This window comes from Limnohabitans sp. Hippo4, assembly GCF_003063605.1.
Lineage (GTDB): Bacteria > Pseudomonadota > Gammaproteobacteria > Burkholderiales > Burkholderiaceae_C > Limnohabitans_A.
This window is the reverse complement of the sequence record NZ_NESE01000003.1, coordinates 381,107-394,134: the sequence shown is the minus strand read 5'-3', so window position 1 is coordinate 394,134 and position 13,028 is coordinate 381,107. Positions and strand designations below refer to the sequence as shown.

9 protein-coding genes, 1 tRNA gene and 1 pseudogene are annotated in these 13,028 nt (G+C 53.0%); all 11 read left to right on the top strand.

Annotation, left to right across the window (positions count from 1 at the left end):
- Positions 1 to 125: pseudogene (locus B9Z46_RS11005) on the top strand (elongation factor Tu); the annotation flags it as partial.
- A 21-nt stretch (positions 126 to 146) separates the two neighbouring features.
- Positions 147 to 222 (top strand) — tRNA-Trp (locus B9Z46_RS11000).
- Positions 223 to 333: 111 nt separating this feature from the next.
- Positions 334 to 717: a preprotein translocase subunit SecE gene (gene secE, locus B9Z46_RS10995; protein ID WP_055359600.1), complete on the top strand. Its 384-nt coding sequence runs from the start codon at positions 334 to 336 to the stop codon at positions 715 to 717.
- On the top strand, positions 717 to 1,298 hold the full coding sequence (nusG, locus tag B9Z46_RS10990) for a transcription termination/antitermination protein NusG (RefSeq protein WP_055359601.1): 582 nt from the start codon (positions 717 to 719) through the stop codon (positions 1,296 to 1,298). The genes secE and nusG overlap by 1 nt, the downstream gene beginning before the upstream one ends.
- 117 nt (positions 1,299 to 1,415) lie before the next feature.
- Complete coding sequence (gene rplK / locus B9Z46_RS10985) at positions 1,416 to 1,847, top strand: 50S ribosomal protein L11 (RefSeq protein ID WP_055359602.1); 432 nt, start codon at positions 1,416 to 1,418, stop codon at positions 1,845 to 1,847.
- Positions 1,848 to 2,543, top strand: coding sequence for a 50S ribosomal protein L1 (gene rplA, locus B9Z46_RS10980; protein WP_055359603.1), 696 nt, complete (start codon positions 1,848 to 1,850; stop codon positions 2,541 to 2,543). It begins immediately after the preceding gene.
- A gap of 247 nt (positions 2,544 to 2,790) precedes the next feature.
- Positions 2,791 to 3,291, top strand: coding sequence for a 50S ribosomal protein L10 (gene rplJ, locus B9Z46_RS10975; protein WP_055359604.1), 501 nt, complete (start codon positions 2,791 to 2,793; stop codon positions 3,289 to 3,291).
- 41 nt (positions 3,292 to 3,332) lie between these two features.
- Positions 3,333 to 3,710 carry a 50S ribosomal protein L7/L12 gene (gene rplL, locus B9Z46_RS10970; protein WP_055359605.1) on the top strand — a complete coding sequence of 126 codons (378 nt, stop codon included), beginning with the start codon at positions 3,333 to 3,335 and terminating at the stop codon, positions 3,708 to 3,710.
- A 258-nt stretch (positions 3,711 to 3,968) separates the two neighbouring features.
- Positions 3,969 to 8,081, top strand: coding sequence for a DNA-directed RNA polymerase subunit beta (gene rpoB / locus B9Z46_RS10965; protein WP_055359606.1), 4,113 nt, complete (start codon positions 3,969 to 3,971; stop codon positions 8,079 to 8,081).
- A 32-nt stretch (positions 8,082 to 8,113) separates the two neighbouring features.
- The gene (rpoC, locus tag B9Z46_RS10960; RefSeq protein WP_108256430.1) at positions 8,114 to 12,337 is read left to right on the top strand and encodes a DNA-directed RNA polymerase subunit beta'; all 4,224 of its coding nucleotides are present in this window, start codon (positions 8,114 to 8,116) and stop codon (positions 12,335 to 12,337) included.
- A gap of 102 nt (positions 12,338 to 12,439) precedes the next feature.
- Positions 12,440 to 13,027: a hypothetical protein gene (locus B9Z46_RS10955; protein ID WP_055359608.1), complete on the top strand. Its 588-nt coding sequence runs from the start codon at positions 12,440 to 12,442 to the stop codon at positions 13,025 to 13,027.
- The last annotated feature ends 1 nt before the right edge of the window (position 13,028 follow it).

Genomic DNA, 13,028 nt, shown 5'->3' with positions numbered 1-13,028 from the left:
GTGACAACGTGTCGATCACTGTGAAGTTGATCAACCCGATCGCCATGGAAGAAGGTCTGCGTTTTGCGATCCGCGAAGGCGGCCGCACTGTGGGCGCTGGCGTTGTTGCCAAAATCATCGCTTAATTTGCGTCTTTCATGCGCTGAAGGGGTATAGCTCAATTGGCAGAGCGTCGGTCTCCAAAACCGAAGGTTGTAGGTTCGATTCCTACTGCCCCTGCCACCTGATAAGGGTGAGCAAAACAAGCCCGCCATCACCTGGCGGGCTTCGGCGTCTAAAAGACAAGGTAATTTTGTAGGGCTCGAAAGAGCCTAAAAAGGTCTGTAAGCCAACATGGCAACTTCTGAAGTTCAAACCGTAGGTTCCACCGCTGACAAGCTCAAGCTTGGCTTGGCCATTGTTTTGGCCGTGGCATCTTTGGCTGCTTTCTATGTGCTCTCCAAGCAAGGCGCTTTGGCCCAATGGGGTGCCTTGATTGCTGGTTTGGCTGTCGCTGTTGTGGTGTTCTTGCTCTCAGAAACCGGCAAACAATTCGTGTCGTTCGGCCAAGATGCCGTGCGCGAAGTTAAGAAAGTCGTGTGGCCCGAGCGCAAGGAAGCCATGCAAATCACTGCTTACGTTTTTGTGTTTGTGGTGGTCATGGCGCTGTTCTTGTGGCTGACGGACAAAACACTCGAGTGGGTTTTTTACGATCTGATCTTGGGGTGGAAAAAATAATGACTGACGCTGTTGATAACGCGCCTAAAGCGGGCGAATCCACCAATCCAGACTTGAAGTGGTATGTTGTTCATGCCTATTCAGGCATGGAGAAGGCTGTTGAGCGCAACATCATTGAGCGCATTCAACGCGCTGAGATGCAAAGCAAATTTGGCCGCATTCTGGTTCCCACTGAAGAAGTGGTTGAGATGAAGAATGGCCAAAAGCGCACCACCGAGCGCAAGTTTTTCCCTGGCTACGTGCTGGTCGAGATGGTCATGGACGATGAGACATGGCACTTGGTCAAACACACCAACAAAGTCACTGGCTTTGTGGGTGGTGCCAAAAACCGTCCTGCCCCTATTTCAGAAGATGACGTTCGCAAGATCGTCAATCAAATGCAAGAAGGCACCGACAAGCCCCGCCACAAGGTGGAGTTTGAGGTGGGCGAATATGTGCGCGTGAAAGAAGGCCCGTTCACGGACTTCAACGGCACCGTGGAAGAAGTGAATTACGAGAAAAACAAAATGCGTGTGTCTGTCACGATCTTTGGTCGTGCTACACCTGTTGAACTCGAATTTGGCCAAGTCGAGAAAACTTAAAGTTTCAAAACTCTTCTTTTGCGACCCGACTCCGCAAAAGAAGTTTTAAAAAGAAGAGTCGTTAATTTGGGGAGCTTGACTTAAAACTCAAGCGTTTGCACCCACTAGGAGTTCAACATGGCGAAAAAAATCGTCGGCTTCGTTAAGCTGCAAGTTCCAGCTGGCAAGGCCAATCCATCACCCCCTATCGGCCCAGCTTTGGGTCAACGTGGTTTGAACATCATGGAATTCTGCAAGGCGTTCAACGCCCAGACCCAAGGTGTTGAGCCAGGTCTGCCTTTGCCAGTGGTGATCACGGCTTTTGCTGACAAGAGCTTCACGTTCATCATCAAGACGCCACCAGCGACCACCTTGATCAAGAAAGCCATCAAGTTGGACAAGGGTTCTGCCCGTCCACACGCTGACAAAGTTGGCAAGATTTCTCGCGCTCAGCTCGAAGAAATTGCAAAGACAAAAATGAAAGACTTGAACGCTGCTGATTTGGACGCTGCTGTCCGCATCATCGCGGGTTCTGCACGCTCCATGGGCGTGAATGTGGAGGGCGTATAAATGTCCAAGTTGACTAAGAAACAAAAAGCACTGGTTGGCAAAGTTGACGCCAACAAGTTGTACGCTGTGGCCGATGCATTGGCTTTGGTGAAAGAGTGCGCAACTGCCAAGTTCGATGAGTCCATCGACGTGGCCGTGCAACTCGGTATCGATGCCAAGAAATCTGACCAAGTGGTGCGTGGCGCCGTGGTCTTGCCTAACGGCACTGGTAAAACAAAACGCGTGGCCGTGTTCGCCCAAGGCGCTAAAGCTGAAGAAGCCAAAGCTGCTGGTGCAGACGTGGTGGGCATGGACGATTTGGCTGCACAAGTCAAAGCCGGTGACATGCCTTTCGACGTGGTGATCGCTGCTCCCGACGCAATGCGCATCGTGGGTACTTTGGGTCAAATCTTGGGCCCCCGTGGTCTGATGCCTAACCCCAAAGTTGGCACCGTGACTGCTGACGTGGCCACTGCCGTTAAAAATGCAAAAGCCGGTCAAGTTCAGTTCCGCGTTGACAAAGCCGGTATCGTGCACGGCGCGATTGGCTTGCGTTCATTCGACGTTGAAAAGTTGCAAGGCAACTTGGCTGCATTGATCGATGCATTGAACAAATCAAAACCAGCAACCAGCAAAGGTGTTTACCTGCGCAAAGTGGCTGTGTCTTCAACCATGGGTGTGGGCGTTCGCGTCGACACACAATCCATCGCGGCTTGATCGTGAAAAAACCGAGGGGAGTGCCTGGGTAACCAAGCACTTCGCTCAGTGTGGTGGGCTGAACCCAAATCTTCGGAAGAAGTTCAGGCCATCCAAGACCGTTGGCGTGCAGCAATGCACTTAATCGTGAAAGCCAACGCAGATGGCGATCCCGCTGCAGATGGACAAAATCCTGAACAGTTGATCGCTGAAATTAGGCGAGCTCTAGAGCAACATTGCTCAAAAGCTCATTCAAAAGGAGTAGACCTTGAGTCTTAATCGCAGTGAGAAAGAAGCGGTCATTTCAGAAGTGACCAGCCTCGCCGCTAAAGCTCAAACGCTGGTGATTGCGGAATACCGCGGCATCACGGTCACTGACATGACCAAACTGCGTTCTGATGCACGTAGCAAAGGTGTGAGCCTGAGTGTGTTGAAAAACACCTTGGCCCGCCGTGCTGTTGCCGGAACATCGTTTGAAGTTGTCTCTGATCAGATGACCGGTCCGCTGATCTATGGCTTCTCTGTAGATGCTGTGGCTGCTGCAAAAGTAGTCGCTGACTTCGCGAAAACCAACGACAAGTTGGTCATTCGCGGTGGTGCCATCTCAGGCAAAGTTTTGGATGCCAACGGCGTTAAGCAACTGTCAAACATCCCATCCAAAGATGTGTTGTTGGCTCAGTTGTGCGGCTTGATGAAGTCACCAATTTCCCGTACCGCAGTGGTGTTGGGTGCATTGGCGGCCAAAAAAGGCGAAACGGCTGCCGCGTAATCGCGCAGTCCTTTTTTAAATAAATTGTTTAGGAAATAAAAATGTCATTTGATAAAGACGCATTTTTGACCGCTCTCGACAGCATGACGGTCTTGGAACTCAACGACTTGGTGAAAGCCATCGAAGAGAAATTTGGCGTGAGCGCCGCAGCCATGGCAGCACCTGCTGCTGGTGGTGGCGGTGGCGGTGCCGCTGCTGCTGAAGAGCAATCAGAATTCAACGTGATGTTGGTTGAAGCCGGAGCTAACAAAGTGTCCGTCATTAAAGCTGTTCGCGAAATCACTGGCTTGGGCTTGAAAGAAGCCAAAGACATGGTTGACGGCGCACCTAAGGCTGTTAAAGAAGGCGCTTCTAAAGCTGACGCTGAAGCTGCTAAGAAAAAGCTGGAAGAAGCCGGCGCCAAAGTCGAACTCAAGTAATTCGATTTTTGTCCAAGGCTGGAGCGTCCCACAAGGGCCTCCAGCCTTTGGTGCTTACAGAGCACAGCCAAAAAATAGCTTCAACGTCATTTTTTGAGTGTTCTCTGACCCGACTGCAGAGACGCCTTGGTTCGGGCTGCGTGCAATGCGCAGCCGTCCGCCAACGCTGGTAGAGGCCAGCGGCCAAGCCCGCCTTGTGAACAACGCGTTGTTCAAAAAAGGTACACAGTCGCCGAAAGATCAAGACCCGGAGATCTCATGGCCTATTCATTTACCGAACGCAAACGCATTCGCAAAAGTTTTGGAAGCCGCGAAAGCGTGCTCGAAGTTCCCTACTTGCTGCAAATGCAAAAAGACGCCTACACGTCATTTTTGCAAGCAGGCGTAGCCCCCAACAAACGTGCCCACGAAGGCCTGCAAGCTGCATTTGAATCAGCTTTCCCCATCGTGTCACACAACGGTTTTGTCGAGATGAAGTTTCTCGAGTACAACTTGGCCAAGCCGGCCTTTGATGTGCGCGAATGCCAAACACGTGGCCTCACCTTTGCATCCGCTGTGCGCGCTCGCGTTCAGTTGATCATCTACGATCGTGACTCTTCCACATCACAATCCAAAGTTGTGAAAGAAGTGAAAGAGCAAGAAGTCTACATGGGCGAAGTGCCCCTGATGACTGACAAAGGCTCGTTCATCATCAACGGTACAGAGCGCGTGATCGTGTCTCAGTTGCACCGTTCGCCTGGTGTGTTCTTCGAACACGACAAGGGCAAGACACACAGCTCTGGCAAATTGTTGTTCAGCGCGCGCATCATTCCTTACCGCGGTTCTTGGCTCGACTACGAGTTCGACCCCAAAGACTTGCTGTACTTCCGTGTTGACCGTCGTCGCAAGATGCCCGTCACCATTTTGCTCAAAGCCATTGGCTTGAACCCAGAATCAATTTTGGCCAACTTCTTTGTGAACGACAACTTCCGCTTGATGGACAGTGGCGCACAAATGGAATTTGTGTCCGAGCGTCTGCGCGGCGAAGTGGCCCGTTTCGACATCACCGATAAGTCTGGCAAAGTGGTTGTCGCCAAAGACAAGCGCATTACCGTTCGTCACACACGTGAACTCGAACAGTCTGGCACCACGCACATCAGCGTGCCAGAAGACTTCCTGATTGGCCGCGTGGTGGCTCGCAACATTGTCGACACCGATACTGGCGAAATCATTGCCAAGGCCAACGAAGAACTCACAGAAGCATTGCTCAAAAAATTGCGCTCTGCTGGCGTGCAAGAAATTCAGTGTATCTACACCAACGAACTCGACCAAGGTGCGTACATTTCGCAAACATTGCGTGTGGACGAAACCGTTGACGAATTCGCAGCACGTGTGGCCATCTACCGCATGATGCGCCCTGGTGAGCCACCCACAGAAGACGCAGTGCAAGCTTTGTTCCAGCGCTTGTTCTACAACCCCGACACGTACGATTTGTCACGCGTGGGCCGCATGAAGTTCAACGCCCGTGTGGGCCGCGACGAGTCCACCGGTCCGATGGTGTTGACCAACGAAGACATCTTGGCCGTGGTCAAGATCTTGGTTGACTTGCGCAATGGTCGCGGCGAAGTCGATGACATCGATCACTTGGGCAATCGCCGCGTACGTTGCGTGGGCGAGTTGGCCGAGAACCAATACCGTACCGGTTTGGCACGTATCGAAAAAGCTGTGAAAGAGCGTTTGGGTCAAGCAGAGCAAGAGCCTCTGATGCCTCACGATCTGATCAACTCTAAGCCAATTTCTGCAGCACTCAAAGAGTTCTTTGGTGCATCTCAGTTGTCACAGTTCATGGACCAAACCAATCCTTTGGCAGAGATCACGCACAAGCGTCGTGTGTCTGCCCTTGGCCCAGGTGGTTTGACACGTGAACGTGCAGGCTTTGAAGTGCGTGACGTGCACGTGACCCATTACGGTCGTGTGTGCCCTATTGAAACGCCTGAAGGTCCGAACATTGGTTTGATCAACTCACTCGCCTTGTATGCGCGTTTGAACGAGTACGGTTTCATTGAGACACCTTACCGCCGTGTGGTGGATGGCAAAGTCACCATGGACATCGATTACTTGTCCGCCATTGAAGAAGGCAAGTACGTCATTGCCCAGGCCAATGCCACTTTGGACAAAGAAGGTCGCTTGACCGACGGTCTGGTGTCTGCCCGTGAAAAAGGTGAATCTATTTTGTGCGGTGTGGATCGCATTCAATACATGGACGTGTCACCTGCACAGATCGTGTCTGTGGCGGCCTCTTTGGTGCCGTTCCTTGAGCACGATGACGCCAACCGCGCGTTGATGGGTGCCAACATGTCACGTCAAGCCGTGCCCGTGTTGCGTCCTGAGAAGCCATTGGTCGGTACCGGTATCGAGCGCGTTGCTGCGGTTGACTCTGGCACCGTGGTCACCGCCACTCGCGGTGGTGTGGTCGACTATGTCGATGCCACCCGCATCGTGATTCGTGTCAACGACAACGAAACCCAAGCGGGTGAAGTGGGCGTGGACATTTACAACCTCATCAAATACCAACGTTCTAACCAGAACACCAACATTCACCAACGCGCCATTGTGAAGCGTGGTGACAAGTTGGCCAAAGGTGACGTGATTGCCGACGGCGCATCCACTGACTTGGGTGAAATCGCCATCGGTCAAAACATGCTGATCGCTTTCATGCCTTGGAACGGTTACAACTTCGAAGACTCGATCTTGATCTCCGAGCGCGTGGTGTCTGAAGACCGCTACACCTCGATTCACATCGAAGAGTTGGTGGTGATGGCACGCGACACCAAGTTGGGTGCCGAAGAAATCACACGCGATATTCCCAACTTGTCAGAGCAGCAATTGGGCCGCTTGGACGAGTCCGGCATCATCTACGTGGGTGCAGAAGTACAACCTGGCGATGTGTTGGTGGGCAAGGTCACACCTAAAGGTGAAACCACACTCACACCAGAAGAGAAGTTGCTCCGCGCCATCTTCGGTGAAAAAGCCAGCGACGTGAAAGACACCTCATTGCGCGTGGATCAAGGTTCTCAAGGTACCGTGATCGACGTTCAAGTGTTCACACGCGAAGGCATCGTGCGCGACAAGCGTGCGCAACAAATTATTGACGACGAACTCAAGCGCTTCCGCTTGGATTTGAACGATCAGTTGCGCATCGTTGAAGCCGACGCCTTTGACCGTATCGAAAAACTCTTGATCGGCAAAGTTGCCAACGGTGGCCCTCAAAAGCTGGCCAAAGGCACCAAGCTCGACAAGGCTTACCTCGAGTCCATCGAGAAGTTCCACTGGTTCGACATTCGTCCTGCAGACGAAGACATCGCCGGTCAACTCGAGTCCATCAAGAACTCACTTGAGCAAACACGTCACAGCTTTGACTTGGCCTTCGAAGAGAAGCGCAAGAAACTCACGCAAGGCGACGAGTTGCCAGCAGGCGTGCTCAAAATGGTCAAGGTCTACTTGGCAGTCAAGCGTCGCTTGCAGCCTGGTGACAAGATGGCCGGCCGTCACGGTAACAAGGGTGTGGTCTCCAAGATCGTTCCCGTTGAAGACATGCCTTACATGGCCGACGGCACCCCTGCCGACATCGTGTTGAACCCCTTGGGCGTTCCTTCACGTATGAACGTGGGTCAGGTGTTGGAAGTTCATTTGGGCTGGGCTGCCAAAGGCATTGGCCACCGCATTGGTGACATGTTGCAAGCAGAAGCCCGCGTGGCCGAGTTCCGCAAGTTGTTCGAAGAACTCTACAACGGCATTGGCCGCAAAGAAGACTTGTCTCAGTTGTCTGACCAAGACGTCTTGGCCATGGCGGAAAACCTCAAAGGTGGTTTGCCATTTGCAACGCCCGTGTTCGACGGAGCCGCGGAAGAAGAAATTCGCGCCATGTTGAAGCTGGCTTACCCCGATGACTTGGCTGCACGCAAAGGTTTGACTGCAACGCGCACACAAGCTCATTTGTTTGATGGCCGTACGGGCGAAGCTTTCGAGCGTCCCACCACCATCGGCTACATGCACTTCTTGAAGTTGCACCACTTGGTCGACGACAAAATGCACGCCCGTTCCACAGGTCCTTACTCACTGGTCACGCAGCAGCCTTTGGGCGGCAAGGCCCAGTTTGGTGGCCAGCGTTTCGGCGAGATGGAGGTGTGGGCTTTGGAAGCTTACGGTGCCTCCTATGTGTTGCAAGAGATGCTCACGGTCAAGTCTGACGACGTGCAAGGTCGTACCAAAGTGTACGAAAGCATCGTCAAAGGCGAACACACCATCAGTGCCGGCATGCCCGAATCCTTCAACGTCTTGGTCAAGGAAATTCGTTCCTTGGGTCTCGACATTGAACTCGAGCGTTCTTGAACCCCTGCTAGATTAATAAAAGGAAGAGTCTCATGAAATCACTTCTGGACCTGTTCAAGCAGTTCACACCGGACGAGCATTTTGATGCCATCCGCATTGGCTTGGCTTCACCCGAAAAAATCCGTTCTTGGTCTTTCGGCGAAGTTAAAAAGCCTGAAACCATCAACTACCGCACGTTCAAGCCAGAGCGTGATGGTTTGTTCTGCGCCAAGATCTTTGGCCCTATCAAAGACTACGAATGCTTGTGCGGTAAATACAAGCGCTTGAAGCACCGCGGCGTGATCTGCGAGAAGTGCGGCGTTGAAGTCACACAGACCAAAGTGCGTCGCGAACGCATGGGTCACATTGACTTGGCCGCACCTTGCGCACACATCTGGTTCTTGAAATCTTTGCCTAGCCGTTTGGGCCTGGTATTGGACATGACCCTGCGTGACATCGAGCGCGTGTTGTACTTTGAAGCATATGTGGTGACCGATCCTGGCATGACACCTTTGAAGAAGTACAGCATCATGTCCGAAGACGACTACGATGCCAAACTGCAAGAGTACGGTGATGAGTTCCAAGCCAAGATGGGCGCGGAAGGCATCAAGGACTTGCTCAACAGCATCGAAATCGAATCCGAAATCGAACGCCTGCGCGGTGACCTCACTGGCTCTGAAGTCAAGGTCAAGAAAAACGCCAAGCGTTTGAAAGTGCTCGAAGCCTTCAAGAAATCAGGCATCAAGCCTGAGTGGATGGTGCTCGAAGTCTTGCCCGTGTTGCCACCGGACCTGCGTCCTTTGGTGCCACTGGACGGTGGCCGTTTCGCCACTTCCGACCTCAACGATTTGTACCGCCGCGTCATTAACCGCAACAGCCGTCTGCGCCGCTTGCTCGAGTTGAAAGCACCCGAGATCATTGCACGCAACGAAAAGCGCATGTTGCAAGAAGCGGTGGACTCATTGCTCGACAACGGTCGCCGCGGTAAAGCCATGACTGGCGCTAACAAGCGTGCCCTCAAATCTTTGGCCGACATGATCAAAGGTAAGAGCGGTCGCTTCCGTCAAAACTTGTTGGGTAAGCGCGTCGACTACTCTGGTCGTTCTGTGATTACCGTGGGCCCAACGCTCAAGCTGCACCAGTGCGGTTTGCCCAAGTTGATGGCCATCGAGTTGTTCAAGCCTTTCATCTTTGCACGTCTCGAAGCCATGGGCATCGCGACCACCATCAAGGCTGCAAAGAAAGAAGTTGAAGCCGGTACACCCGTGGTGTGGGACATCTTGGAAGAGGTGATCAAAGAGCACCCCGTGATGTTGAACCGTGCGCCTACATTGCACCGTTTGGGCATTCAAGCATTTGAGCCCTTGCTGATTGAAGGCAAAGCCATTCAGTTGCACCCCCTCGTTTGCGCGGCCTTCAACGCCGACTTCGACGGTGACCAAATGGCTGTTCACGTGCCTTTGTCTGTGGAAGCACAAATGGAAGCCCGCACTTTGATGCTCGCTTCTAACAACGTGCTGTTCCCAGCCAATGGTGAACCTTCCATCGTGCCGTCACAAGACGTGGTGCTGGGCTTGTACTACACAACCCGCGAACGCATCAACGCCAAAGGCGAAGGCATGATCTTTGCCGACATCGCAGAAGTTCAATCTGCTTTGGACGCCAAAGTGGTTGAATTGACAACCAAGATCAGCGTGCGCATTACCGATTGGATTCAAAACAAAGAAACCAAAGAGTTCACGCCTTCGACCAACATGGTGTACACCACCGTGGGCCGTGCCTTGTTGTCCGAAATCTTGCCCAAGGGCTTGGCTTTCGAGAACATCAACAAAGCCCTCAAGAAGAAAGAAATTTCCAAGCTCATCAACACATCTTTCCGCAAGTGCGGTTTGAAAGACACGGTGGTGTTTGCCGACAAGTTGCTGCAAAACGGTTTCCGTTTGGCAACACGTTCTGGCATCTCTATCGGCATCGACGACATGTTGGTGCCACCAGAGAAGGGCGCCATCATTGGTGAAGCCGAGAAAGAAGTGAAAGACATCGAACAGCAATATGTGTCGGGTCTGGTGACTTCTGGCGAGCGTTACAACAAGGTCGTTGACATCTGGGGCAAAGCGGGTGACGCTGTGTCCAAGGTGATGATGGACCAGCTCCGCAAAGAGAAAACCACTGACCGTCACGGTAAAGAAGTTGAGCAAGAATCGTTCAACTCCATTTACATGATGGCCGACTCTGGCGCCCGCGGTTCTGCGGCTCAGATTCGCCAGCTGGCCGGTATGCGCGGTTTGATGGCCAAGCCTGACGGCTCGATCATTGAGACACCTATCACGGCCAACTTCCGTGAAGGCCTCAACGTGTTGCAGTACTTCATCTCAACACACGGTGCACGTAAAGGCTTGGCCGATACGGCTTTGAAGACAGCCAACTCCGGTTACTTGACACGTCGCTTGGTTGACGTGACACAGGACTTGGTCGTGACTGAACTCGATTGCGGCACCACCGACGGCTCACAAATGCGCGCCATCGTTGAAGGCGGTGAAGTGATTGAATCCTTGCGCGATCGCGTTTTGGGTCGCACTTTGGCCGACGACGTGTTGCACCCTGAGTCACGCGCTGTGGTGGCCACGGCCGGCACCTTGCTCGACGAAGACATGATCGAAATCTTCGAAGCGGAAGGTGTGGACGAAGTGAAAGTTCGCACAGCCTTGACCTGCGCCACACGCTTTGGCTTGTGCGCCAAGTGTTACGGTCGCGACTTGGGCCGCGGTGGTTTGATCAACAACGGCGAAGCTGTGGGTGTGATTGCTGCGCAGTCCATCGGCGAGCCAGGTACACAGTTGACCATGCGTACCTTCCACATTGGTGGTGCGGCCTCACGTGCCTCCATTGCATCGAGCGTCGAAGCCAAATCAAATGGTTTGATTGGTTTCAATGCCGCCATGCGTTATGTCACCAACACCAAAGGTGAGTTGGTTGTCATTTCTCGTTCTGGCGAAATCATCATTCACGACGAACATGGCCGTGAGCGTGAGCGTCACAAAGTGCCTTATGGCGCCATCCTCACTGTCAAGATTGACCAAGCCATCAAGGCCGGCGCTATTCTTGCCAACTGGGATCCGTTGACACGACCCATCATCACTGAGTTTGCAGGTCAGATCAAATTCGAGAATGTCGAAGAAGGTATGACTGTTGCCAAGCAGGTCGATGAAGTGACCGGTTTGTCCACCTTGGTGGTGATCGATCCTAAGCGTCGTGGTTCCACCAAAGTGGTTCGTCCTCAAGTGAAATTGATCGACGCATCTGGCAAAGAAGTGAAGATTCCGGGTACCGATCACTCTGTGACCATCGGTTTCCAAATCGGCTCTTTGATCCAAGTGCGCGACGGACAAGATGTGGGCCCAGGCGAAGTCTTGGCACGTATCCCTGTGGAAGGTCAGAAGACCCGAGACATTACCGGCGGTTTGCCACGTGTGGCCGAACTGTTCGAAGCGCGCAGCCCCAAAGACAAGGGCATGTTGGCCGAGATGACCGGTACCGTGTCGTTTGGTAAAGAGACCAAAGGCAAGGTTCGTTTGCAGATCACCGATCCAGACGGCAAAGTGTGGGACGAACTCATTCCCAAAGAGAAGAACATCATGGTCCACGAAGGCCAAGTTGTTAACAAAGGCGAGAGCATTGTGGACGGCCCTGCCGATCCACAAGACATCTTGCGTTTGCTCGGCATGGAAGAGTTGGCGCGCTACATCGTCGACGAAGTGCAAGACGTTTACCGTTTGCAAGGCGTGAAGATCAATGACAAGCACATCGAAGTGATCGTGCGTCAGATGCTGCGCCGCGTGGTGGTTGAGAATGTCGGTGACTCCACTTACATTGCTGGCGAACAAGTGGAGCGTTCAGAGATTTTGAACACCAATGACGCATTGCGCGCCGAAGGCAAAATCCCTGCAACCTTCAGCAACTTGTTGCTCGGTATCACCAAGGCTTCTTTGTCGACCGACTCGTTCATCTCTGCGGCTTCCTTCCAGGAAACCACCCGCGTGCTCACCGAAGCTGCCATCATGGGCAAGCGCGACGAGTTGCGTGGTTTGAAAGAGAACGTCATTGTGGGTCGTTTGATCCCTGCCGGTACAGGCTTGGCTTATCACAAAGCCCGTGCCGCCAAAGACGCGATGGACGAGGCAGAACGCCGCGCCATCACAGAAGCCGAAGCCGTTGAATTGGCCGAAGCGCAACAGTTGACCGAAGACGCAGCCAACGCTGCCGATTCCAACACCTGATCAAGCTCCGGCTTCGGCCGGATGCTTTGAAAAACGCCTCTGAACCGTCCAACGGCCAGAGGCGTTTTTTTTGAAGAAGTTTTGCTTCACAATGACGAGACCATGTCACTTCTGATCTTCAGCTCAGTCCTGGCCGTTCTGTTTTTTTGGGCGGTGGGTGCCTACAACCGTTTGGTGGTGTTGCGCGCCAGCGTGGCCAAACAGTTTGCGGCCGTCGATGCGCAGTTGTTGCGCGTCTTGGTGTGGATGCAGGGCAATTTGCCGGCGTCCATGCGCGACATGCTGAGTGAAATGGAAGAGGCGGCCTTGCCCGAGGCCTTGTTGAAGAATGAACGTGATTTGAATTTGCTCAAAATTTTGGAAGAGTTGTCCGACAGCTTGGACTTGGCCCGCACACAACCTTTGTCGGCCAGTGCCATGCAAAAAGTCAATGAAGACCGACTGGCCTTGGCCGCTTGGGCCAAAGCCGAAGTGCGTGCAGGGCAAAGTGGCGAGGCAACATGGTTCATCGATCCGCTGCCGTATAAATTTGACCGACTCAAAGCGCAGGCTTGGCCCCTGATGGACGCCTACAACCAAGCCGTCTTTCAATACAACGAAGCCGTGAACCAGTTTCCCGCCAGCTTGTTGGCCAAGCAAGTGAATTTCTTACCGGCCCAAATGTTGGACAACGCCGACTTGCTGGCCTGAT